The following is a 23,968-nucleotide window of genomic DNA, read 5'->3' as shown; positions in this document are numbered from 1 at the left end:
CCCCGAGTCATGCATGTTGCACCGTGAGGTGCAGGGTGAAGCGTTGACAGGGGAAACCGATGGGCCAGCCATTGAGCCGCGTAATCAGGAATTCGGGATGCCGATGCTGTTAAGCGAAGCAGAAGGCAATACGGAGCATGGCGTTATACGCCAGTCATGCTCTGATCCCGCGCGGTCGGAGACCCTGTGCACGTCGGGAAGTCTTTCGCACAGAAACTGGGAGATCTCAGCGGTGCCCGGTGCGCAAGCACCGGCCGGAGCAGGAAAGGCCAAAAGCCGTAACCCTGCTGCCCACGCCGCCGAGAAGTCGGATACGTCCGTAGTACCTGAGAAGCCGTCGAACAAAGGGCCTGGCCCTGCGGAGATTGTGGAGGAAAGGGACGTAGCCAAGGGAAACACCGACAGGCCCCCCGCGCCCCGGACACTGAGCCGGATCAGTAGCGCGTCGATGGGACTTGAAGGTGTACGTGAAGCAGCCCGAAGGAACAAGGGCATGCAGTTCACGGCACTGCTGCATCACATCACACCGCAGTTATTGGCGCAGAGTTTCTATGCCCTGCGCCGCGATGCAGCGGTAGGTGCGGACGGCATGTCGTGGCGGGAATACGAGGAAGGTCTTCTCCAGCGGGTAACCGATCTGCACGCAAGGCTCCACGGTGGAACCTATCGAGCAACGCCATCGCGGCGGGTCTACATTCCCAAAGCCGATGGCAGGCAGCGCCCGTTGGGCATTGCCTCTCTGGAGGACAAGATCGTACAGCAGGCAGTCGTTACCGTTCTGAATGCGATCTATGAAGAAGACTTTCTAGGATTCTCGTACGGGTTTCGACCGGGACGCAGCCAGCACGATGCGCTGGATGCATTAACGGTCGCGCTCAAAGGCCAGAAGGTGAACTGGATATTGGATGCGGATATCACGTCGTTCTTTGATGAGATCGACCATGAATGGATGCTGATGTTTCTGGGACACCGGATTGCAGACCGGCGCCTGCTCGGGCTTATCTGCAAATGGCTTCAGGCGGGAGTAATGGAAGATGGCCGTAGGGTAGCTGCTACCAAGGAATCCCCTCAGGGGGCCTTATGACGTCTGTCTATCGCGCGCTCTGACGTCGGCGGTGAAAGGGACGCATCAATGGCGAGGGGAGCTCTCAACCCACCACGACTGACCAGCCGTCATGGTCCGAATCCGAGTATAAGCTGAAAACGCACAATTATCTCATTAGGATAATTTGTCTTGATATCGGTTTTTTTTAGCATTATTGTCGCCTGACAATAATTCTGGTCGCTCCGCATGTGCAGGAGAAGCAGCCTGTGTGTAATCCAATCTACCCCCTGGAACCCGAGCAGCTCCGACTCAAAACGTTGAGGACAGAAGGGGAGCACGTGGCCGCGCGAGTCATTGATACGTTCTATTCTGCCCTAGATATCAAAGCCTTACGCTTTCAGCTGGATCGCAAGCTTGATCTCGAAGCCGGGAGCCATGTGATTTTTGCAGTGCCGAATGAGCCGTTCACCTTGAGCCGAACGTATTCGGTCGTGGAGTACGATCCTCATGCCCAGGTCCTGACGATTGCGGTAAAACTTGAACCGCAAAGCCGTGGTGGCTCTGCATACATGTGGTGCCTGCTTCCAGGCGATGAGGTTCCGATCACCAGTAATGGAAACTCGCTGCCATTGAGCTACGGCGCTATGAGATACGTGTTGATTACCGGAGGCATTGGGGTCACGTCACTGTTAGGGATCGTCCGTAGCTTGGTAGCAAGTGGGAAACAGGTTGATATGCACTATGCCGCAAAGGCACATTCACAGGCTGCGTTCTTGTGTGAGCTGCATAACCTGCTCGGTGAAAACCTGCAGTTCTACGCAGGGGATCTTCAGGAGAGGCTCAGTATTGATGCCATTATCGATAGCGTTGATGAAGGCACTTTGGTCTACGTGTGCGGACCACTCCGCATGCTAGACGCGGTCAGGAAATACTGGGTGCAGAGCGGCTTGCCACCCGAAAACCTAAGGTACGAGGCATTCACGGATTCAGAAGAATCTGCCTCCCCATATCCTTCCGCAATCGTCAGCGATGAAACCATCGGCAGTCTCAGGGGGCCGCCACAGCGCGTGACCTTGAATCCCCTTTCGATGAAAGGGGCTACATGGGGCCATAAGTCGTAAGGAGCTGAATAGGACCGATGGTCCATGGCTTCAGTCATCCGAACTTACTCGGCCCCCCAACACTTACCCGGCAAACCACGCTAAGGCGATAAGCGTTGAGCATGCACCGATCAGCAGTCCAGTAGCTGGAGGTGGCCAACCTTCGTGAACACAAGCGCCCATACCTGGAAGTTTCAATAATGCCCAAAACACTACTTCACAAGCTATGGAATGCCCATACCGTACGGGAAGGGCCGGCCGGCTCGGCCGTGCTCTACATTGATCGTCATTTGGTCAATGAAGTTACGAGCCCCCAGGCTTTCGAAGGATTATCCGTCGCCGGCCGCCGCCCCTGGCGGGGAGACACAGTGATTGCTACCTCCGATCACAATGTCCCCACTCGTGAGCTGGAGATGGGAATTCGCGATCCATTAGCGAGAACCCAGGTACAAACGTTGGAGCGAAACTGCGAGACGTTCGGCCTGAAGCAATACCGTCTCGGTGAGCATGGCCAGGGCATTCTTCACGTAACGGGACCCGAACTGGGTGCCACGTTACCAGGCATGACTATTGTCTGTGGCGACTCCCACACCAGCACGCACGGTGCATTTGCTGCGCTGGCATTTGGTATTGGTACTTCTGAAATCGAACAGGTACTGGCTACGCAGTGCTTACTTGTCTCCCGTATGGCGACCATGAACATCCAGATCGAGGGTACCTTGCCATGGCGTGTAACGGCTAAGGATCTGGCACTGTTCATAATTCGAAAGATCGGGGCCGCTGGTGCCACGGGTTATGCGATCGAGTTCAGTGGTTCGACCGTACGGGGAATGTCGATGGAGGCGCGCATGACCCTGTGCAACATGGCCATTGAGGCCGGCGCCCGTGTCGGCCTCATCGGTGTAGATGAAATTACTCTGACCTATCTCCACGGTCGCTCATACGCCCCTAAGGGTGAAGCGTGGGATGCAGCGTGTCTGTACTGGCGCGGCCTTCGCAGCGATGAGGGAGCTATTTTCGACAAGACGCTTCGCTTAGATGCCCGCGAGATTACTGCGCAGGTTTCATGGGGTACATCTCCGCAAATGACGTGCGATGTGACGGGTCAAATTCCCGACCCCCTAGATGAACCTGATATGAGCATTCGCCAAGCTATGGTTCATGCCCTGGAGTACATGGGGTTGCAAGGAGGTACCCAGATCCAAGCCGTGGAGCTGGACAAGATTTTCATTGGCTCGTGCACAAATGCACGACTGGAAGACCTTCGGGCAGCTGCACGCATCGTCGAGGGTCGGAAAATCTCCAAGCGCATTCGCCAAGCTTTGGTAGTGCCTGGCTCCCAGGCAGTCAAGGCGATGGCAGAGGCTGAGGGCTTGGACAAAGTCTTTAGCGATGCTGGATTCGAATGGAGAGAGCCAGGATGTTCGATGTGCCTTGGCATGAATGAGGACAGATTGTTGCCAGGTGAGCGTTGTGCTTCCACATCGAATCGTAACTTCGAAGGCCGACAAGGCCAAGGTGGAAGGACACATCTCGTCAGCCCGGTTACCGCTGCGGCAGCAGCTCTGGCGGGTCACTTTGTCGACCCTCGAACCTTATGAGCACGGAGACTTCAGAATTGAAAAATTTTGAGACGTTCAGCGGTGTAGTGGCCCCGCTTGATCGGGCCAATGTGGATACCGACGCCATCCTGCCTAAGCAGTACATGAAGCTCATCAGCAAGTATGGCTATGGAGATTATCTGTTCGATAACTGGCGTTATGAGGACGAAGGCCAGCCGGGAGATGACTGCTCCCTTCGTCCTCTCGCCAAGGACTTCGTGCTCAACAAGGCCTCGTTCAGATCCGCGCAGATACTGCTCTGCCGCGAGAACTTCGGCTGCGGTTCAAGTCGTGAGCATGCCCCTTGGGCCTTGCGTGACTTCGGAATCAAGGTCTTGATCAGCAGCAGTTTTGCGGAAATATTCCAGGGCAATTGCCTTAAAAATGGACTTCTGCCAGTCGTATTAGCCAAGTCGCGTGTTGACCAGTTGTTTGACCTGGCAGAAGCAGAATTGCCCCTCACGCTGACGGTTGATCTGCTGGGACAGCGGGTAGTGAGTTCAGATGGTGAAGTCGACATATTCGAGATCGATGCCTTCCGCAAAAAATGCCTGCTAGAAGGATTGGATGAAATCAGCGTTGCTCTGGAACACGCAAATGACGTCAGGGCTTACGAGCTACGCCGGCGGCTTAGCGAGCCTTGGCTGTTTCCTGAATAAGTGATTGAGCTTGGCTGCGATCAGCTATTCAAGCTGAGTGAGCAGCCAGCTCGGCCATCGCCCGGCTCATGGTATGACCAGCAACTGCGACCACGGGAGCGAGTCTGTCCTTCAGTTGATCCGAGGCTGCTGCCACTGGGATTACCAAGCTAATGCTGCCAATGACTCGTTTGTCATCGAAGATGGGCGCCGAGATCCCCGCCGCGCTGTGGCCTAGATCGCCTGCCGTCATAACTACTTGCTGCGATCTCAGACGACGTAGGGCCTGTTTGACCTCGGTCCAGTTCGAGCCCAAGTGGAAACGTTGGAATTCAACGGGTACATCTTCGTAGTAGGCCTTGACCTGCCGCAGGGGCAGATGGGCGAGGATGGCTTTGGACGCTGCACCTTGGTAGAGGGGCCTTGGCAGTCCGCGCTCATAGCTGATCTCTTGAGCGAAGCGAGTTTTGAATTCCTCGTGCACGCACATCACCTGCTCTCGGTAGTAGCGGCACAGAATCGCTGTGCAGCCGTCCGGCCCCGAGGAGAGCATTTCATTCATCACCGCTCTGGCGGCCTGAATCATCGGGTCGCCAGTCCTCATTTTCCTGTCCAGAGCAATGATGGCTGGGCCAAGAACATAGCGTCCAGGTGTGAATGCGCTGATGTAGCCCGCACCCGAGAGCGTACGGAAGTAGCGGTAGGTGTGGCTAGCCGACAAGCCAAGCTCGACCGCCGCCTCGTCTACAGACCAGTCATTTTTCCCATCACTACTGAAGAGCTCAAGCAAACGCATCAGGCGGTCGTGAGAGCTGCCTTTGCCTTCTTCGAGTGGTTTTTCTGGCACATCGATCTCCTGCTGCCGACTCACCGCCAACCCCTTTTCGCGTTGCTTCTGAAGTGAAAACCCGAGTGTACAAGCAAAGGCGTCACCCCGGAATACGACAAAATTATCCTAATGAAATAATTTCGTTGACACTCAGCAAAAAAAGCACAATTATCGTTTGGCGGTAAAAAATAACAAAAACCAGCCTTGGACTGCCTGCCATGAATCAGCGCGCATTACCCGTCGTGGACATTGCCCCTCTCCTTGATCACGGGCAGTGGACGCCTTTCCAGAAAAGAATCCTTCTCGCAGTGGCGCTCGTCATGATGTTCGACGGCGTGGATGCTCAGGTTCTGAGTCTGTCGCTCTCGACCATCGCCGGTGAGTGGAGTGTTGGTCGCGCCGCTTTTGCCCCAGTTCTGGGCTTCAGTTTTATCGCCATGGCACTGGGCACGGCGCTTGGTGGGTTGTTGGGTGACCGCATTGGCCGGAAATGGACCTTGGTGGCCTCGACACTGACTTTTGGTGCCATGACGATGCTCAGTGCGTTTGCCAACGATGTGACTTTTTTAGGCGTATGCCGGGTGCTGGCCTCGTTGGGAATGGGGGCCGCAATGCCAAACGTCACAGCGATGCTTGCCGAATACACGCCCTTGCATCGCCGCAGTCTCGCAATTGCGATCGGCATGAGTGCGCTTCCGTTCGGCGGCATTGTGGTCGGGCTACTGGGTTCTCAAGTTCTTCCGCTTCTTGGGTGGCGGACGTTCTTCCTAATTGCAGGCTGCGGACCAGTGCTGCTGGCATTCGTGCTAGTGCCTTGCTTGCCCGAATCACTCCGTTTCCTCGTTGCTCGCAACAGAAAACCTGAGCATTGCCGGTCCATTGTCCAGCGCCTTGGACAACCCATTGAGGCCGAAACGGTATTCGAAGACAGCCACGAAAAAGTCCAGCAACCACGCGCATCATGGGGAGCCGTTCTCACCAGTGAGTACGGTGGCGACACCCTCATCCTGGCGTGCGCGTTCTTTACAGTAATTCTCTCAAGCTACCTGATGTTCACCTGGTCTCCATCACTGTTCGTGGAGGCCGGCTACAGCGTGGGCATGGCGAGCGCGAGCATGTCCATATTCAGCTTGGGCGGATTGATTGGTGGCGTGGGTGGTGGATGGTTGTTCAGCCGCCTGGGCTCGCGCAGAACCGTGCTGCTTATGTGTGTAGGGGCTGTGGCTTGTTGCCTGACTCTGATGGCGCTCCCGCTCGGGCCAGAGGTCAATACCTTGCCAGTGGTCGCTGTTGTGCTGTTGCTGCTGGGGCTCTGCGTGCCAGGAACCCAGGCAGTGGTCTTCGTCCTTGCTGCACAAATTTTTCCCACCTCGATGCGTGCCAGTGGTGTTGGTCTGCCGGCTGCAGTCGGCCGAACTGGGGCTGTGCTCAGCGCGTTCATAGGCCCCTGGATTTTGGCCGGGTCAGGCGCACGGTTCTTCGGCTTCCTCGCCGCCATGATGGTACTGGCCTTCTTCGCGCTGCAGTTGTTCCGCCGCCATATCGCCCAGCCCAAGCTTCAGCGCAAACCCGGACTGTCCGCGGACTGATTCCTCCACAGCAAGTTAAAGGAGATACCCCATGACCACCTCTGCATTCAGGGAACTGATCGCGAGCGACAACATGACCCCCCTCTGGGAGGTGCTCAGAGGACTCACTCCGCGTGAGCCCAAGCAGGTCGATGATGTCGCCGTTTGGAGAGCTGACACCATCCGCCAGAACATGAAAATGGCCTGCGAAGTTATCTCTGCTGAGGATGCGGAGCGACGTGTGCTGGTGCTTGAAAACCCTTCACGGCGCGGCAAGTCGCAGGCCACATCCTCGTTGTACGCCGGGATCCAGATGATCCTGCCTGGCGAGGTTGCACCGAGCCACCGACATACGGCCTCTGCGCTCAGGTTAATTCTCAGTGGGCAAGGCGGCTACACCACTGTTCGTGGCGAGAAAGTCATGATGCACCCAGGGGATTTCGTGATCACCCCTACCAACGTGTTTCACGACCACGGCGCCGAAGGTGACGATCCGGTCATGTGGCTGGATGGCCTTGATGTGCCAGTGGTGCAACTTCTTAACGCCGGCTTTTCAGCTGACGATCCACAAGCCCGCCAGGCTTTGAGCCATCCAACGGGTGATGCGAGCGCTCGTTTTGCATCGGGTCTACGTCCCGTTAACGATGAGCCGTCGGGACCTGTCAGCCCGCTGTTCCACTACCCGTACACCCGAACACTCGCAGCTCTCGAACAACTTTCGCTCGCTAAGGACGTGGACGAGTGCTCGGGCATCAAGTTGATGTTCACCAATCCCACCAACGGCCTATCGCCGATTCGCTCTATGGGGGCATTCATGCAGATGTTCCCAGCGGGCTTTAGCGGTCAGCGTTTCCGCGAAACCGATGGCGCCGTTTGCTGCGTCGTGGAAGGGAGCCTGCGCGTGCAAGTTGGCGATCAAGAATTCACTGCCTGCAAGGACGATGTGTTCGTCATTCCGGGCTGGGCATGGCGCTCATTTGAAACAGACGAGCGATGCGTGCTGTTCAGCTTCTCCGATCGACCGCTGCAAGAGCATTTGGGCTTCTGGCGCAGCGAGACAAACAACCCTGATGAAGAAAACCAGGAGTAAATATGAAACTCTGCTTTTTTAACGACAATCGCCTCGGACTCGTCGAAGCCAACACCGTTTACGATGTTTCTGAAGCACTGCGTCAGCTGCCGACCTCGGGCTATCCCTATCCCCAGACCGATGCGCTGATTACCAACCTGGAGCAGCTGACGCCGGAAATTATTCGGTTGAGAGAAGGTGCATCGTCCTTCCCTTTGAACGAGGTAACACTGCTTAGCCCAGTGGCGAATCCTGGAAAAATCGTCGCAGCGCCGGTGAATTATCAAGCGCACCTGGACGAGGCGATCGCTGATCCAGCGACCTTCACACGCGCGAACGTCAGGAAGATTCAGGAAACTGGTCTTTTCCTGAAAGCGACGAGCTCGCTGATCGGCGCCGGCCAACAGGTCGTCATCGGTTTGCCCGAACGCCGTACCGATCATGAGATCGAGTTGGTAGCAGTAATTGGGAAACGCGCTAAGAATGTCAGCGCTCGTGACGCACTTTCCTACGTTGCTGGTTACAGCATCGGCCTGGATATCACTATCCGTGGTCCGGAAGAGCGAAGCCTGCGCAAGTCTCTGGACACCTACACCGTGCTTGGCCCTTGGTTGGTTACTGCAGATGAGCTGTCCGATCCTCATGCACTGGAAATGGTCCTGGACATCAACGGCGAAAAGCGACAGCACGCTAATACCCGTGACCTCATCATGGATGTAGCCGAGCTGATCGAGTTCGCTTCCCAGTACTACACCCTGGAGCCGGGTGACTTGCTGTTCACAGGCACTCCGGAGGGCGTGGCACCCATTGTTGCCGGTGATCGAATCAATGCTCGCATCGACAACATTGGCCAGTTGAGCGTTGAGGTAGTGCAGTCATGAGCCAGGCCAATCCAGTCGTTATCGTCGGTGGAGGTATCGGAGGCCTGGCGGCCGCTCTCGCTCTCTCGCAGAAAGGTATCGCATCACGTCTGATTGAGCAGGCGAATGAGTTTCGTGAAGTAGGCGCGGGCATCCAGGTAGGCCCAAATGGCTATCGTGTGCTGGAGACGCTGGGTATCGCCGATAAGGTAGCCGAGTTGGCGGTGCTGCCCGACGACCTGATCTTTATGGATGGTGTTACCGAAAAGCAGATCACTTCGATCCCAACAGGCGCCGCCTTCCGCGACCGTTTCAAGTATCCGTATTCCCTGGTCCATCGTGCCGACCTGCACAGCGTTCTGCTGGAGGCCTGCCGTGAATCTGAGTTGGTTCAATTTCAGGTAGCGACGAAGGTCATAAGCTACGAGGACACGGGGACCTCCGTGAACGTGTTCACCGATAAAGGTGAGACTTTTCAGGCTAGTGCCCTAATCGGCGCGGATGGTCTGTGGTCCAAAGTAAGGGAACGAATCGTAGGTGATGGCGCCCCAGTCGTATCCGGCCATATCGCCTACAGAGCAGTCCTGCCTATTGAGGATGTGCCGGTCGAGTTCCGCCGAAATGCCATGATTCTTTGGGGGGGACCGAAGTGCCACTTGGTTCAGTACCCACTGCGTGGCGGCAAACTGTTCAACCTGGTGGCGGTGTTCCACAGTGATAAATATGTCGAAGGGTGGAACACCGAGGGTGATCGCGATGAGTTAATCAAACGCTTCGCCGGTACCTGCCCAACGGTGCAGGCCTTGCTGTACAAAATCGACAGCTGGCGCATGTGGGTGTTGTGTGATCGTCAGCCGGTCAAGCAGTGGTGCTCGGGGCGGACCGTGCTCCTAGGTGACGCTGCTCACCCAATGTTGCAGTACCTGGCACAAGGCGCATGCATGGCCATGGAAGACGCAGTTGTACTCGCCGATGAAATGTCCAGGGCCAATGGTTGTTATGCCGGGGCCTTTGAAAAATACCAGGCTCGTCGCTATCTGCGCACCGGACGGTGCCAAGTGATGGCCCGTGTCCACGGTGACTTCTATCACGCAGAAGGAGTTGTAGCGGAGCTGCGTAATGGAATGCTTGCGAAGCGTACGGCCGAACAGGCTTACGACGGGCTGAGCTGGCTTTATGACGCGGTGATCTGAATCAAGCCTGCGGAGGTCGAACCCGACCTCCGCAGGTTGTCTTTTGAAGTTCTCGTCTTACAAAAACAATAACGAGTGAACTCATGAACGCGAGATACGCTACCTTGCTGGCAGCGCTTTGCCTTACTGAGCGCTGCATTGCCGGCGACGCGCCGGCATTTCTGTCCGAAGCCACGGCAACACTACAAACCCGAAGCTACTACTTCCAACGCAACTACTCCGATATCAGGGGTACGGAGCGCTCGAAGGCGGAAGAATGGGCTCAGGGATTCATTTTCAACTTCAAGTCGGGCTATACGCCTGGCAGCCTTGGCTTGGGCGTCGATGCTACAGCTACATTGGGCATAAAGCTGGATAGCGGACCTGGGCGCGTAGGCGTTGGATTGCTACCCGTCCAGGATGACGGCCACCCCGCCGATGAGTACAGCCGGTTAGGGCTGACATTCAAAGCCAGGTTGTCGAACACGGAATTGCGTGTCGGCGAGCTCTTCCCGGATAACCCTCTTCTCACCTTCAGCGACATACGCCTGCTGCCTCCCTCTTACCAGGGCATTTCATTAAGCAGTACAGAGTTCAAGGGGTTGAAGCTTCAAGGTGGTCACTTGAATTCCACCAGCTTGCGCAACGAGGCTGGCGACGAAAAGCTCATTGCCATGCTTGGCCACATCCCTCAACGCAATGCCAGCAGCGATGCTTTTAATTATGTTGGTGGGGATTACACGTTCAACGGCAACAGAACGACGCTGAGCGGATGGATAGGTCAGTTGGAGGACATTTATCGCCAGACGTACCTCGGGGTTGAGCATAAAGGCTCTCTGGGCTCTTGGTCATTGGCAGGCATTCTCGGGCTCTATGATGCGGTTGAAGACGGCGCCCATTTGATCGGCGATGTGGACAACCGGGCGCTTCATGGCATGGTTTCCGCAACGAAGGCAGGTCATACATTCTCGTTGGGTTACCAGCGGATGTACGGTGAAACGGCTTTCCCGCGCGTGTTCGCAAATATTGCACCGTTGAGCAATGAACTGCCCACTTACGACTTTTCGTTTACCGACGAAATCTCGTATCAGCTCAAGTACCGCTACGACTTCGTCGCAGTGGGTATCCCAGGCCTAGCGCTTACCGCGCGCTACGTGGCCGGGGGCAATGTGAAGACCGGGCGAGGCTATGAAGGGAAGGACACAGAGCGAGACCTTGATCTCTCTTACGTAGTGCAGAGCGGCTCACTTCAAGGACTGGGTATTCGCCTTCGGAACGCGGCTGCGCGCTCGAATTATCGCACTGACATAGACGAGTATCGGATCATCTTCAGCTACACCTGGGATGTGCTTTGAAGCTTCTAATGGAACAGCGCAGCACCCAGTGTCTGTTCGGTTGTGATACCGGCAGTACTCCGGCGCACTGCCGCTGCCCCGCACTGCCGACCTTGCCATGAAGGACTAATCAGAGAGAGTTCGCCGCCAGAGCAGCCATCGTGTTGCTCATTGTCTGAGCCGCAGCAGCTACTACGGGAGCCAACTGAGCTTTCACCTCATCAGATGCTAGGGCTGCTGGTACTACAAGGCTTATGCTTCCGATCACCCGTTTGTCATCGAAGATCGCCGCCGAGATGCCAGCCGCACTGTTGCCCAACTCGCCTGAAGTGATCACAGCCTGTTGCTCCCTGAGTGCTCGTAACGCCTGCTTCAATTCGGACCAGTTTGCACCTAGGTGGAAGCGCTCGAACTCCTTCGGTACTTCCTCATAGAAGGCTTTCACTTGTCGCAGAGGGAGGTGAGCAAGAATGACCTTCGATGCCGCGCCTTGGTATAGAGGCCGTGGAAGTCCGCGCTCGTAGCTAACGTCGTGCTGGAAGCGAGTGGTGAACTCCTCATGAACGCACATGACCTGGCCTTGGAAATATCGGCACAGAATTGCGATGCAGCCTGCTGGAGCAGGCACAAGCATTTCATTCATCAGTGATCGGGCCGCCTGAATCATCGGATCGCCTGTCCGCATTTTCCTATCCAGCGCGATGATTGCAGGGCCGAGTACATAGCGCCCAGGGGTGAAGGCGCTGATGTAGCCAGCGCCTGAGAGGGTGCGGAAATAACGGTATGTATGGCTAGCCGAAAGCCCTAGCTCGATGGCCGCTTCGTCTACTGACCAATCACTTTTTCCCTCTCTGCTGAAAAGTTCAAGCAGAAGCATTAAGCGATTCAGCGAGCCCGATTTTCCTTCCTCGGGCCCTCTATCTTGGGTGTCACGGGACTCATGCCGCACCGCGAATCTCCTCTAAACCTGTTGCTGGCTAGTACCAGCGGAGTGTACAGGGAAACCGCCTCTCGCCAAGAAAACAAAAACTATCCTAATGAGATAACTCTGTTGACGCGGATCAAAAAAAGCGGAATTATCGTATTGCACCAATTCTTACAAAAATCACCTTGAAGTGCGAGGTACCCACTCATGAGCCAAGCTCTGCCTGCCGACCTTAGCAGCCCCTCTCGCGAGCTAGAGAAGGCTCTGCTGCTGCCTCTCACGCTTGTCGCGATACCCGTGGCCCCTTTGCTTCTGCACAGCCCTGCCTGGCAATTGGGCGCAGCTTTGGCGAGGGCCTCCAGACAAGCGGCCCTCACAGCGGGCACCCCGCAATCCTCTGCCCTCTGGTCCTATGCGACCCGCCAAATTTTGGGTGCCATTTCGGGCGCTATACCCAGAGCGGTCTGCTGCCTTTCGCCAAGTGCTGATCGGACTAACCGGGTCACGCGCGCGTACGTAAAGAAACCTGAGCCGGCACAGGACAGCCTCGCTGAGCAGCAAGCTCAAGGTGTCTGATCTCGAACACTCCGTAGCCAAATCATCGATAGGAAGGTTGTTAGAAATGAATAAGCCGACACTGCTTCCGTACAAAATCACCGGCCAGCAATTTATCAACGGCAATTGGAGCATGGGACGCTCGGAACGTCGTCTCGACGACCGCAACCCCTATAACAATGAGCAGTTGCTCGACATGCAGCTTGGATCTGTACAGGACCTTGATGAGGCCTATCAAGGGTCGAAGCAGGCTCAGCAGCAGTGGGCGAAGGTAGCTCCTGCTGAGCGTGTCGCGCTGGTGAATGCTTTGGCTTCGGTCATGGAGTCCCGTAGCGATGAAATTATTGACTGGCTTATTCGCGAGTCAGGCAGTACCCGTGGAAAAGCAACCTTCGAGTGTTTCCATACCATTAGCATGGTTCGTGAAAGCGCCACTCTCCCGTACCAGGTGGAAGGTAAAGTCCTTACCAGCTATAAACCGGGCAAGCAAAGCTTCGTATTTCGTGAACCGCTCGGGGTCATTGGTGTCATCAGCCCCTGGAATTTCCCGCTCTATCTCAGCATGCGCTCAGTAGTGCCAGCGGTAGCACTAGGCAATACCGTAGTCTTGAAGCCAGCTAGCGATACGGCCATTACCGGAGGTCTTTTGATAGCCCACCTGTTTGAGGAAGCTGGCTTCCCGCCAGGGGTGGTAAACGTGATCGTTGGCGCCGGTTCCGAAATCGGTGATGCCTTCGTAGAACACTCCGTTCCAAGTTTGATTTCGTTTACAGGATCGACAGACATCGGCCGCAGTGTGGGGCGCATTGCTGTCGGCGGAAAATACATCAAGCGCGTAGCCCTCGAACTTGGTGGTAACGCCCCACTGGTCGTATTGGACGACGCCGACATGGAGGCCGCAGCCCATGCGGCAGTGGTGGGTCGCTTCCTGCATCAGGGCCAAGTCTGCATGAGTGTCAATCGGGTCATCGTTGATCAAAAGATCTATAACGACTTTGCCGCCCTCGTAGTGGAGCGAGTTCAGAAGCTTTCTGTGGGTGACCCTAACCTGGCTGAAACGGTGATCGGACCAGTTGTGAGCCAGAGCCAACTGACTGGTTTGCTCAACAAAATCACCCGAGCAAACCGCGATGGTCTTGAGTGCCTCCATAGCGGAGCTGCATCAGGCTTGGTTCTTCCACCACATGTTTATGGACGGGTAGCACCACATCACGAGCTGGCGTACGACGAAACATTCGGGCCGATCATGCCTTTGGTCATTTCTCAAAACGAAGAGCATGCTTTGGAGCTCTCTAACTCCAGCGAGTTCGGGCTTTCGAGCGCTGTGTTTACGCGAGACATGGATCGCGGCTTGCGCTTCGCAAGCGGTATCGTTGCAGGCATTACTCATATCAACGACATCACCATCGACGACCAGCCAAACGCGCCCTTTGGAGGGGAGAAAAACTCTGGCCTAGGTCGATTCAACGGAAGCTATGCCATCGACGAGTTCACCAGAGCTCACTGGGTAACCTGGCAGCAAGCAGGTCACAATTATCCTTTCTGAGAAGCTTTTTCTGAGAAAGCGGGGAACGGCGGCTCCGCTTTTTCGGTATCAAGAGGCAAGACCCAGCGAGAGCTCGCTAGATTGGAAAGTGAAATTAATTTCAAATAATTCGACAGGTTGCTTGAGGCAGAATTTCATTTAATCTGCTCGCACTTAATGCCGTTCAAATAAAAATAAGGCGGTTCGTGATGATGGCTAAAGTTATGCGTAGTTATGCACTTGCAGCGATAGCTGCGACTGGACTTGTTGCCTTTGATGTAAGCAAGGCGTTCGCTGTCCAGCCAACTGTTACACTTCCTACTGGTTTGAACTTAGGAGCGACAAGCTTTTATGACGGCTTTGGGGGACAGCCGGGAGACAGTGCCTGGCAGACGTATATTTCATATGCTCACAATAAAGGCATGAAAGATGGTGATGGGAAAGATATCCCTATTTTTAATGATCCAAAAATGGATGTCTATTCCGTTATCAGTCAGTACAGTTATCTGTTTAAAACAGATCAAAAGATCTTGGGTGGTCACCCTGGCGTTGATGTGATCGTGCCGATGGCCTCGCTGGATGCGAGCTTTCAAAATGCGCCACCATTTCCAGGGGTAAAACTCAAGGACAATGGATTTGGGTTGGGCGATCCAACGGTGTCGCTGTTCGTTCAGTATGACCCGATTACAATAAATGGGAATCCGTTCTTTGTTTCGCGACTGAATGCCGGCGTGACAATGCCAGTTGGAAAGTACGACAACGATAAAGATTTCAATATTGGCAACAATTTCTGGTCCATTCACACATACTGGGCGATGACATTCCTACTCAGCCCCAAGTGGTCGATTAGCCTCCGGCCTCAGTATTACTACAACTTCAAAAACAATGACCCAGCGAGCAGTCTCCCTCTCGACGAGGGTGTTGACGATACGCAAGCCGGGCAGAGTGCATCGATTAACTATAATTTTGGTTATAAAGTTAACGATTATCTCACTGTGGGCGTCAGCGGCTATTACCTGAAGCAAATTACAGACGACCAGATCAACGGGCATAGTATCTCGGATTCCAAAGAAAAAACGCTCGGTTTTGGTCCTGGTCTAGTCGTTGACTTTGATAAAGATAAGTTTTTTGTGACGGCCTATCGCGAGTCAAACGTGGAAAATAGATTTAAGGTAGAAAACTCTGTAACCCTTCGCTGGTTGCATATGTTCTAGCTTGGATAAGCGGATCGCCAACAAGTGAATGCGCAAGCATAAACAAGGTAATCGGATGCCAGAGCATTCGATTACTTTTGACGTTTACGGAGCCGAAAGCTCAGCTTCATGAGCTTCGGCATGTCTAGGCTTCAAGCTGCTATACTATTCCTGATGATTATGAAATCGAAACCTGCAGTGTTCGGCTCTCGGTTGATCGGGGATTACATGGAAAACTTGAGATCTGTCTTCGCTTACTTTCAACCCTCGTGCAGGGCAGATCAGGTTTTAAGCCAAGCTATTGTTGCACCGGTAATTCTGGAACTTGCCATTTCCAAGGTTGGTGAGAAAGAAGTTGCATGGGGGCTAGAGTTGTCTCAGCGCTCACTGGCTGTGGCTAAATCAAAGTTTTCATACCTTGATAGCTTCCCTGAGACGGAGGTTCTTAAGAGCCTTGAGCTTCTGATATTGCAACTGCTCGTCAGAATGTCGGGCCAGGATGCTGATGTCGGATTGTCTGAATCTATGCGCGCGATGGCATATAAGGCAGTGCGCATGGATGTATATTTTGAAAGCATCGTTCAAGGCATAAGAGAGATGCAGGGGCTCTGGACTAAGGAAATTTTAGATTCCTTAGACTTATCAATTGAGCGCCAGAATATCTCGCAGCTGGTTGTGATGCTGGCGCTAGTATTTGATGATGCAGTTAAAGATTTTTTTGAAGGTTGCCTGGCCGAAAAAGAGTTATTGCTGGAAGAGTCTCTTGTTTCGAAGCGAAGACTAGTGGAAGAACTTATAGAAGGCGGATCGTCTATCGGATCGGAAGTGGTCGAGGCTTTTAAGAGTAACCTAGGGGTAGATCCTGATAAATTTTACACTGCCATCATAATCTCTTCCGCTCGTGCTGCTTCTAAAGCTACCAAATATACCCAGCGGGCCATCAGTGAGCTAATTTCAAATTCTAGCTTGGTTCACTTGCCTCAGGCAGATGGAGCATGGCTTTGGATTGCAACCGGCACTCCGCCATTGAAAAATCAAATTTCCAATCTGACTACTTCTTTAAAGTCCGCGGAGGTCGGAACTTACTGCTTAGGGGAGACAGTCAGAGGCATTGAGGGCTTCAGGCGATCTCACGTACAAGCTCGTGCGTTGTTGGAGGTAGGAAAGCAGTTCTCAGTTGGTAGGGTATTACAATGGCCTACCCACGCTGCTACGGCAATTTTCATCAGGAATAAAGAGCTTACAGACTGGTTTGTACAATCTACGCTGGGAGAGTTGGCAAGCACTGATAAAAAAGTCGAGAGCTATAGAGAAACTCTCAAGAGTTATCTGCTTTCAGGAAATAGCTTACTGCATGCTGCGGAAAGTTTAGGCATTCATCGAAATACGGTTGTGTATCGACTGCAAGCTGTTGAAGATATCCTGGGCAAACCGATAAAGGAATTTGATTTTTCATTGAGCTGCGCACTGGCATTGCTTGAGCTGAAATCGCGCGACTAAACCTTTCTGGCATCTCCTGTACCTTAGTACGAATTTTTCGAAAAAATTTGTACTCGGTGTCTAATGACACGTAGGTCTGAGAGGCATAGCATCTAATAGGAGTCAGTTAAAATATCAAAACAATAACAAGATGAGGTCTTGAACATGCCTAGAAAGTGGATCGCTAAGCGCATCAATAGCCTTGATCCTACCACCGACTTTGATGAGATCTGGAAGCTGTCATCCGCCTATCGGCCCAACGATTTCATCATGAACTTGATTTACACCGTCACGTTCCCTCACTTCTTTGTGCGTGAACTCGATGCCCTGCCATTGTTTGATGAAGGCTCAGGGAAGATTCTAAGCCGTCGAGACGCGAGGGCTGACGATACGTCTTGGAAAATGCAGGTTTGGTGGAACTATGGATCATCACATGAATTAACTTTGAAAAACGTCGAGTCCATTAATAAGCTTCATGAGCATTACGCTAAAAAATTCTCAGAAAGTTTTAGCCGCAATGGCACTTATATTTATACCTTGTGTTATGAAGCTGCTGGCATGCATAGGCTTCTTCGTCGAGTAGGTTTAACTGGTTTTTCCGATAAAGAGAAGTTGGCTGCGGTTCACTACTGGACAAACATGTCTAAAGTATTTCGTAACGCAGGCACAGGCGAAGAGTTAGTCGGGTTCCCTGATTCGTTTGATGGCATCATGGAATTCATGGACAAATGGGAGGCCGAAGAGGTCCCACCTCACAAAATAGGGCCACCTGCTGCTGAAGCCATCATGAGTCAGTTTGCCGATCGCTACTTCCCGAAGATTCTGCACCCTTTGGTCTACAAGTGGATCGCGTCCCTTTATCCAGAGCACGTGCTGAAAGCCTTTTCGATAAAGCGGCCGTCAGCTGTAGGAACTGCCGTGCTAAGGAAGCTGACCGCTTGGTTCTTTTGGTTCGGTGAAAATGTCTTGCCGGACCCTCTAGACACCTTCGAGGAGCGCCGACTGAAGACCCGAAATTCTCAAACTAAGGGTTGCCCATTTTCAGCCCTGAAGGCTCGCCAGATGCAAGGCGGTTGTCCGCATCTGCGTTCCACAGACTCGGCAGGATCCGAGAGCCCGGAAGATGTTAATAGTCGGCACATCAATGATGCCGTCAAATAACAATCCAAGCACTGCTAACCTGTATGAGTAAAGAAGAGAAGCCTGCGACCGGAGTAAGTGAGATTCCGGTCGCAGCTGAGATATCGGGAAAACAATCTCACGTATTCAAGCTGCGAAACGCTGATTTACCATGCGCTGAGCCTCGGCAGTATAGAATCAACAAAAAGGCTAGGATTCGCACCAGGAGCAAATTGCTTTGTGCGGCCCGGTCTGTATTCGGGTGTAAGGGCATAGAGTCCACCGCAATTAACGATATTACTGAAGAGGCTGGTGTTTCGTTTGGTTCTTTCTATAACTATTTTTCTAGTAAGAAAGAGATTGCGCGGGCGGTGTTCATTGATGAAACATTGTTGATGTTACAAACGCTGGACTCGATTCCTCCAATGGAAGGGGGCATCGCTGAAATTCTTGATGTTAAAATTCGTCTAATCCTTCACAAAGGAGTTGCCGATCCAGTGTGGGGATGGTTTTTTATTCACTCGGCCTACAGTATTAGTGAAATGATGGACGTGGTGGGAAATCATTTGGCTCGAGACATAAGGATCGGTAAGGAGGCCAAGATCTTCCTTGTTGATGATGTTGATTCTACCGTCGATGGTATTATGGGTGGCATCCTATACTTGCTACGGAAAATTCTTGAGGGTGCTCGTTCATCAAGCGCCGTTCAAAGCTTGGTTCAGCACATTTTGGCGGGTCTTGGGGTATCTCGCGGGCCTGTGTGTTAGTATACCCGCACCTTATTCTCCGGTAGGGGTTCGCTGTTCGTAAAGTAGATTTTTCGAGCTGCCAGTGACTTTTTAGGTGTCATAACGCCCGGCTAAGGGGTCTCGGCGAGTGGTACCTTCTTCAGGACATGGATGTCTTTTTTCAGATAAGTAAAATGAGGTGGTTTAGACGCTCCTTCAGTTGACGCTAATGCCGTTCTTAAACTCAAACCTGACAAAACATAATCGTTGCTGCCGCGCCGAAATGATAAAAGCTGCCGCACCGCCGGTACTGAGTTCCAGCATTGCCACTATCTCAGCGACCAGGCTTCTCGCACGCGTTCACTCAAACGGTCCTCGCTTAGAGGACTTGGCGTAGAGGCAGGGCATCATACGCGCGGTCCTACTCTCGGTATGTCACAGAAAACTGTACGCGCGCCATGAACCCCACATTCAAAGCCGCTTGTTGATGTCCGATGCTGTGCTCCAATTTCTCAGGAGCCCATTCACCATGATGCGACCCGACGCCAAAGTCGAAAAGGTTTACCTCTATCCCAAGCCCGTCGACTTCCGAAAATCCATCGACGGGCTGGCCGTTCTAGTGGAACTTGATATCAAGGTGGCCGTGTTCGACCCGGTACTTTTCGTGTTCCTCAACAAACCACGCAATCGCGTGAAGATCCTTTATTGGGGTGTGTCACGAATGCTGGCGTCAGCCAGCGATGCTGTATCAAAGATGGGAGTAGGTCTCCCGGAGTCTGCTTGCAGGAGCCGGCTTCAAACCACCCGGTGCTGCTGCGTTCAAAAGGCGCGGTGGTGAGCGACCGTTGGAAACGGCGCCAATGATGGCGTCAGGTACGTATTGAGAAGATGAGCGAAAGCAAACCGTCCGAAGACGCATCGTTAAATATTCAAGTGCTGTCAAAACCGAGGTCGCCCAGTAGCCTCGGGATCAGTCTGGAAGATACCTGTCTACTGTCCAGATGGCAGCCGGTGTATAGGTGGCATGAGCTCAATACAGGCTTTGATATGAAACGTGAGAACCTGGCCTTTGATGCTAAGGGAAATGACAAGCGGCTACTACCGCGAGGAAGAATACCAATGCAAAGGTCCAGGGGGGAGCCATTCGTAGTAGTGATGAACCTCTTGTAATGAGAGCGGAGCGAAGGGATGGCGTTGCCCGGCTGACTCATGCCGTCAACTCGCTATGGCGAGGAGGAGCGGCATGAGCACAGCAAAGTCGTACGATATTTCCAAGTTGACAGTTTGGGAAGCTTACCAGAGTGTGAAAGCCAATCGAGGAGCCGCTGGGATAGACGAACAATCTATTGCCCAGTTTGAGCAGAAGCTGCAACGGAACCTCTACAAGCTGTGGAACCGGATGTCATCGGGTTCTTATTTACCGCCGCCGGTTCGGCAAGTGGAGATTCCGAAGCAATCAGGAGGCAAACGCAAGCTGGGTATTCCAACAGTGGCTGATCGTGTAGCTCAGACCGTCGTCAAGCTGCTTCTATCAAACAATAGGTAACCCACTGTTCTTCAAAAAGAAAAAACAGGTGCGCGGGGTCAATGGCGGCGAAGTGTCCACTCTTCTATACGTGGTCACAGCAAGCTGTGCCGACAGGGACTAACGCCGATGCCATTTGGGCCACTCTCTCATTCGGGAGCAAAGCTGCACACCAGTGCGGTCTACGGCCTCTTTCCCGCGCATTGGGAACCATAGCAAAGCATTCGGCGGCTGACCTACCCGGATCAGTCGCCGAATGCTTTTCTAGATCTCGATGTCAGTGCAGATCTAAAGTCATGCGCATCCTGTTTGCTGCGCGATAGCGCAGCCCGGAAGGGCTGGGTGATCTCTTACCTGGATGTGCAGGTAAGACTTTCCCGCGCAGGCTCTACGCGCCTTCCGGGACAGCCGTGCACGAGGAAGCATTCGACTCCCGCCCTAATGAACCGATGACTGAGGCGTTGACTTGTGGTGTGAGTAGGGCACGGCTCATAGCTGCCGGAGGACCGCTTTCCGATGCTTCAAGTCGTTAGCAACTGCCCAGAACTGAAGGGGGAAATTACCGCCAAAGCGCCGTGGTAGAAGGCTGCGCCAGTTTTAATTCTCTAGCACGTGGCGGCCAAGGTGAATTTTTACAGTCTGCGACAGTTTTACGCTTTAATTCTCGAAATTCATCCGCGATGGCTCACCCGTAGCGAGAGCTCCTCCAGAGCTGCTCTGATGGCGACCTGGTTCAGATGCAACAGCTCAAGCGTGTCAGCTGTGGTTGAGGCTTGGTCATCCATGCGCATGCTCCAGGTACGAGAATTCTTAGGGCAAATTTAGGGGCGCTTCAGGCCCGGGTAGGCGATTTGCGAAGACGAGCATAGCTGTTTTTGCTGACCTATCGAAGTCTCCGGTGCATGTCGGGCGGGTTCAAACCCCTGGCCGTCGCCAGTCAGTCTCCCTGAGCCAGGCGAACGTGGGGCAGTTTCGCGTGGTTGGCCAAGCAGCGATGGGCTTCGGTGACAACGGAGTGCAGTTTATGCTTGATCAGTTCGGCCAGGCGATCAGCTAACTCCTGAGGTAGACTCTTCACTGTCCCGGCTTCTGCACTCAGGCATGAGATGTTTTCTCGGGAAATGCCTAAGGCGTCGATGGCCCCAAGAATATAGCCTTCAAGAAACTCGCGGTTTTCAAACAAAGCGTCGCTCTCAGGGGCGTGCTGGTAATCCCAATCGACCTTGAAGCTTTTCCTGTCTTGGACTACTTCGATTTTTGGTAGCGCTGGGGACTTGGTGAGCGGGGGCATACAGGGCTCCTTGTGTTGAGGCAAAAATGGGGAACACCGGGCGCCTAACCATGCCATCCAGCGCCCGGATGAATGCATATGCATCAACGTGCATAACTGTTGAATGCCTTGTACTCCAAGGGTTGCAGCCGATTTCCGCCTAATACCCCAGCACAATCGGGGTATTTGCTGGTAGGCCGCACGGCCTTCGGCCGGGAGGGCAGACGCCTTAGAACGATCTTACGAACTCTTTCTCGATGGGGTGCCAGAGTGCGCCGCCGACATTTGCTCTTCTGACAGCGTTGCAGAGAGCCTCCGCGAGGCGCGGGTCGTTCCCGTGGGTAGCGCTTCCATTGTGGGTGATGATGACTCGAGTGCCGAAGCCGACCAAGCTATCAACAGCGTCTTGAACATATTGCGGGAGGTCCTCACTAAGGACATCTACCCACACCGTATCGCCGGGGTAAATTCTCGTGAGGGCTTCGATGGCATTGGCGAGGAGCTTTCCGTTGTCCTGGCTGTCGGGCAGGGAGGGGCATTTAATCGAGTGCACGAAGACCTGATCGTCGGCCTCGACAGTTCCCGAGAGTGAGCAGTCAAAGCCTGCTGCGATGGCTGCGTTAATTGCTGCTGTATCGCGAGAGTCGTAACCCATGTGTCCTTCTCCTTGATTTGGAGGATATCCGTCTAGTTCGGCCAGTTCGGGGAAAGCTTTAGGGGGGCTCCAAGTGCAAAGTGAGAGGGTGCAGGCGGTATACAAAGTCGTGAGGCAACCCGGAGGCCATCCTGATCTTTACCGCCTTCCTGCCACAGTTCGGTCGGCGGCTGCAGCGGGGACGCTGAGGGATCCGGTCACTCAAACAGGTGAAAATCGTCTCGGTTTTTCGGGTCAGGTGTGGCGCCGCGGCAGTTATCGGCTCGCACTGGTGGGTGATTGGGGAAGAACACCAGACCTTTGCCTCGAGAGTATGTGTAGTGGTCAACTAATCCCGGACACAGTTTTGAGTTTTTCCTCAGCTTTGGCCGGAGCCAGCCCATCGTTGAACTGATGGGGTCTTATCCAGTTGTAATGATCCATCAGGTACTGGCTAATATCTCGCTGAGCTTGCTGTCCGGTCAGGTAGCCCGTGACCGGCATCCACTCTGTTTTCAAGCTGCGAAACACCCGCTCCATCGGCGCATTATCCCAGCAGTTGCCTCGGCGGCTCATGCTCTGGCGCATGCGGTAGCGCCACAACCGCTGGCGGAACTGACGGCTACCATATTGCGATCCCTGATCGGAGTGAAATAGCAGCCCATGGGGCTTTCCACGTTGTTCGTACGCTACGTCCAGCGCCCTGATGACCAAATCTGCATCCGGTCTTTCTGACAAAGCCCAGCCCACCACGCGCCGCGCATAGAGATCGAGGACAACCGCCAGATAGTGCCATTTACCCTGCGCCCAAATGTAGGTGATGTCGCCACACCAGACCTGATTTGGCGCGTCGACATCAAACGCTCGGTTCAACACATTCGGAATGTCCGGCCGCTCCACCGTTGCTTTCTTGTAAGCGTGTGACCCTGGCTGTTTGCTGACCAGCGACAGCTCACGCATCAGGCTGCGCACCTTGAATCGTCCGATTTTCTCACCTTCATCTTGCAGCATTGACTTGATGCTGCGGCTGCCGGGTGCACCTCGACTTCGTGTGAATAGCTCATTCACTCGACTGCGCAACTTCAGGCGCTCAACGTCAGGCGTCCGCCTTTTGTGGCGATGCGCGTAATAAGTTGAGCGAGTGATTTCAAACACTTCGCACAGGAAATCAACGGGTTCATGGGCGCTAAGCTGACGAATCAGCGTATGCGCTCGAGATCTTCCGACATCAAGAGCGCGGTAGCCTTTTTTAGTATCGACTTCTCGCGCTCCAGGCGCGTGATCCGTGCTTCCAGCTCCTGGATCTTTTGCTGCTCTGGGGTCAACGCTTTGCTCGCCGGCGTGATGCCGCCGCGCTCCTGCTGAAGCTGGTTAACCCAACGGCGTAGGGCTGACTCGACCAAGCCGAGCGAGCGGGCGGCTTCGGCGTGGCTGTAGCCTTGGTCGAGCACCAGGCAGGCAGCTTCCCGCTTGAATTCAGGAGTAAAGGTACGACGTTGCTTGGTCATCAGACACCTCTCTGTGGCGAGCATTGTCGCCTAAATGGGTGTCCGGTTTCATTAGACCACTACAATGGGCGAGAGCCTGCATCGTGACGCGGCGCAGCTCGGCCCCTTTCTCGATACGTCTGATTGCGTTTGGCGAGACACCCGAGCGGAATGCCAAAGCTTCTACGCTCCAACCAAGCAGGGAACGCGCTGGTTCGCAGTGGGCGCTCTTGAAGGGCAAGGGTGGTTATTTAAAAGCAGCTCCAAGTAATCCCAAGGAGTATCAGAGCTCGGCCTTTGTGGGAATTCAAA

20 protein-coding genes and 2 pseudogenes are annotated in these 23,968 nt (G+C 53.9%); 16 read left to right on the top strand and 6 right to left on the bottom strand.

Annotated elements, in window-relative coordinates:
• Nucleotides 1-13: 13 nt before the first annotated feature.
• From TZ03_RS31425 to leuD, 4 genes and pseudogenes are all read left to right on the top strand, one after another.
• A pseudogene (locus TZ03_RS31425) lies at nt 14-1,081 on the top strand (reverse transcriptase domain-containing protein); the annotation flags it as partial.
• Between the two features lie 302 nt (nt 1,082-1,383).
• The gene (locus tag TZ03_RS27945; RefSeq protein ID WP_146050511.1) at nt 1,384-2,166 is read left to right on the top strand and encodes a ferredoxin reductase; all 783 of its coding nucleotides are present in this window, start codon (nt 1,384-1,386) and stop codon (nt 2,164-2,166) included.
• A 176-nt stretch (nt 2,167-2,342) separates the two neighbouring features.
• Nucleotides 2,343-3,746, top strand: coding sequence for a 3-isopropylmalate dehydratase large subunit (leuC, locus tag TZ03_RS03710; RefSeq protein WP_201775707.1), 1,404 nt, complete (start codon nt 2,343-2,345; stop codon nt 3,744-3,746).
• Nucleotides 3,747-3,763: 17 nt separating this feature from the next.
• Nucleotides 3,764-4,405 carry a 3-isopropylmalate dehydratase small subunit gene (gene leuD, locus TZ03_RS03705; RefSeq protein ID WP_051095818.1) on the top strand — a complete coding sequence of 214 codons (642 nt, stop codon included), beginning with the start codon at nt 3,764-3,766 and terminating at the stop codon, nt 4,403-4,405.
• Nucleotides 4,406-4,433: 28 nt separating this feature from the next.
• On the opposite strand, the gene TZ03_RS03700 is transcribed toward leuD, so the two are convergent.
• A complete protein-coding gene (locus tag TZ03_RS03700) occupies nt 4,434-5,255 on the bottom strand; it encodes an IclR family transcriptional regulator (RefSeq protein WP_196997225.1) in 822 nt (273 codons plus the stop codon).
• Nucleotides 5,256-5,431: 176 nt separating this feature from the next.
• On the opposite strand from TZ03_RS03700, the gene TZ03_RS03695 reads away from it, so the two are divergent.
• The 5 genes from TZ03_RS03695 to TZ03_RS03675 all read left to right on the top strand — a co-directional run bounded on the left by TZ03_RS03695 (nt 5,432) and on the right by TZ03_RS03675 (nt 11,237).
• Nucleotides 5,432-6,802 carry an MFS transporter gene (locus TZ03_RS03695; protein ID WP_051095776.1) on the top strand — a complete coding sequence of 457 codons (1,371 nt, stop codon included), beginning with the start codon at nt 5,432-5,434 and terminating at the stop codon, nt 6,800-6,802.
• A 31-nt stretch (nt 6,803-6,833) separates the two neighbouring features.
• Nucleotides 6,834-7,871 (top strand): cupin domain-containing protein, encoded by a 1,038-nt coding sequence (locus tag TZ03_RS03690; RefSeq protein ID WP_051095775.1) that lies wholly within the window; start codon nt 6,834-6,836, stop codon nt 7,869-7,871.
• 2 nt (nt 7,872-7,873) lie between these two features.
• The gene (locus tag TZ03_RS03685; RefSeq protein ID WP_051095774.1) at nt 7,874-8,731 is read left to right on the top strand and encodes a fumarylacetoacetate hydrolase family protein; all 858 of its coding nucleotides are present in this window, start codon (nt 7,874-7,876) and stop codon (nt 8,729-8,731) included.
• On the top strand, nt 8,728-9,903 hold the full coding sequence (locus TZ03_RS03680; protein ID WP_051095773.1) for a 3-hydroxybenzoate 6-monooxygenase: 1,176 nt from the start codon (nt 8,728-8,730) through the stop codon (nt 9,901-9,903). Before TZ03_RS03685 ends, TZ03_RS03680 begins: the two co-directional genes overlap by 4 nt.
• 83 nt (nt 9,904-9,986) lie before the next feature.
• Entirely contained in the window at nt 9,987-11,237 is a 1,251-nt protein-coding gene (locus TZ03_RS03675; protein ID WP_053388393.1) for an OprD family porin, read from the top strand.
• Nucleotides 11,238-11,346: 109 nt separating this feature from the next.
• Here TZ03_RS03675 and TZ03_RS03670 read toward each other — a convergent pair whose 3' ends face one another.
• Nucleotides 11,347-12,165 carry an IclR family transcriptional regulator gene (locus TZ03_RS03670; protein ID WP_256250325.1) on the bottom strand — a complete coding sequence of 273 codons (819 nt, stop codon included), beginning with the start codon at nt 12,163-12,165 and terminating at the stop codon, nt 11,347-11,349.
• Nucleotides 12,166-12,763: 598 nt separating this feature from the next.
• Between TZ03_RS03670 and TZ03_RS03660 the strand changes: the two genes are divergently transcribed.
• The 7 genes and pseudogenes from TZ03_RS03660 to TZ03_RS03630 form a co-directional block, all read left to right on the top strand.
• Nucleotides 12,764-14,242: an aldehyde dehydrogenase family protein gene (locus TZ03_RS03660; protein WP_051095770.1), complete on the top strand. Its 1,479-nt coding sequence runs from the start codon at nt 12,764-12,766 to the stop codon at nt 14,240-14,242.
• A 188-nt stretch (nt 14,243-14,430) separates the two neighbouring features.
• Entirely contained in the window at nt 14,431-15,435 is a 1,005-nt protein-coding gene (locus TZ03_RS03655) for a transporter (RefSeq protein ID WP_051095769.1), read from the top strand.
• A gap of 120 nt (nt 15,436-15,555) precedes the next feature.
• A complete protein-coding gene (locus TZ03_RS03650; RefSeq protein ID WP_051095768.1) occupies nt 15,556-16,914 on the top strand; it encodes a PucR family transcriptional regulator in 1,359 nt (452 codons plus the stop codon).
• Between the two features lie 144 nt (nt 16,915-17,058).
• On the top strand, nt 17,059-18,054 hold the full coding sequence (locus tag TZ03_RS03645) for a hypothetical protein (RefSeq protein ID WP_152645361.1): 996 nt from the start codon (nt 17,059-17,061) through the stop codon (nt 18,052-18,054).
• Between the two features lie 23 nt (nt 18,055-18,077).
• Complete coding sequence (locus TZ03_RS03640) at nt 18,078-18,779, top strand: TetR/AcrR family transcriptional regulator (protein WP_051095767.1); 702 nt, start codon at nt 18,078-18,080, stop codon at nt 18,777-18,779.
• 490 nt (nt 18,780-19,269) lie between these two features.
• Nucleotides 19,270-19,578 (top strand): IS66 family insertion sequence element accessory protein TnpB, encoded by a 309-nt coding sequence (gene tnpB, locus TZ03_RS03635; RefSeq protein WP_051095814.1) that lies wholly within the window; start codon nt 19,270-19,272, stop codon nt 19,576-19,578.
• A 405-nt stretch (nt 19,579-19,983) separates the two neighbouring features.
• Nucleotides 19,984-20,271 (top strand): annotated as a pseudogene (locus TZ03_RS03630) (group II intron reverse transcriptase/maturase); the annotation flags it as partial.
• Nucleotides 20,272-21,202: 931 nt separating this feature from the next.
• Here the strand turns inward: TZ03_RS03630 and TZ03_RS03625 are convergent.
• The 4 genes from TZ03_RS03625 to TZ03_RS28245 all read right to left on the bottom strand — a co-directional run bounded on the left by TZ03_RS03625 (nt 21,203) and on the right by TZ03_RS28245 (nt 23,897).
• Nucleotides 21,203-21,556, bottom strand: a complete 354-nt coding sequence (locus TZ03_RS03625; protein WP_051095765.1) for a hypothetical protein — start codon at nt 21,554-21,556, stop codon at nt 21,203-21,205.
• A 208-nt stretch (nt 21,557-21,764) separates the two neighbouring features.
• Nucleotides 21,765-22,190 (bottom strand): hypothetical protein, encoded by a 426-nt coding sequence (locus TZ03_RS03620; protein ID WP_051095764.1) that lies wholly within the window; start codon nt 22,188-22,190, stop codon nt 21,765-21,767.
• A 324-nt stretch (nt 22,191-22,514) separates the two neighbouring features.
• Nucleotides 22,515-23,677, bottom strand: a protein-coding gene (locus tag TZ03_RS28250; protein WP_096010314.1) for an IS3 family transposase whose coding sequence is annotated in 2 segments (ribosomal slippage) — nt 22,515-23,422 and nt 23,422-23,677 — 1,164 coding nt in all. Because the reading frame shifts where the segments join, the coding sequence is not laid out codon by codon here.
• Nucleotides 23,646-23,897, bottom strand: a complete 252-nt coding sequence (locus TZ03_RS28245) for a helix-turn-helix domain-containing protein (RefSeq protein WP_082056528.1) — start codon at nt 23,895-23,897, stop codon at nt 23,646-23,648. The genes TZ03_RS28250 and TZ03_RS28245 overlap by 32 nt, the downstream gene beginning before the upstream one ends.
• Nucleotides 23,898-23,968: the final 71 nt, after the last annotated feature.

The sequence above is a fragment of the Pseudomonas sp. 10-1B genome (genome assembly GCF_000935045.1).
Taxonomy (GTDB): domain Bacteria; phylum Pseudomonadota; class Gammaproteobacteria; order Pseudomonadales; family Pseudomonadaceae; genus Aquipseudomonas.
Note: the sequence above shows the minus strand (reverse complement) of the source record. Positions and strands in the feature narration are given on the sequence as shown.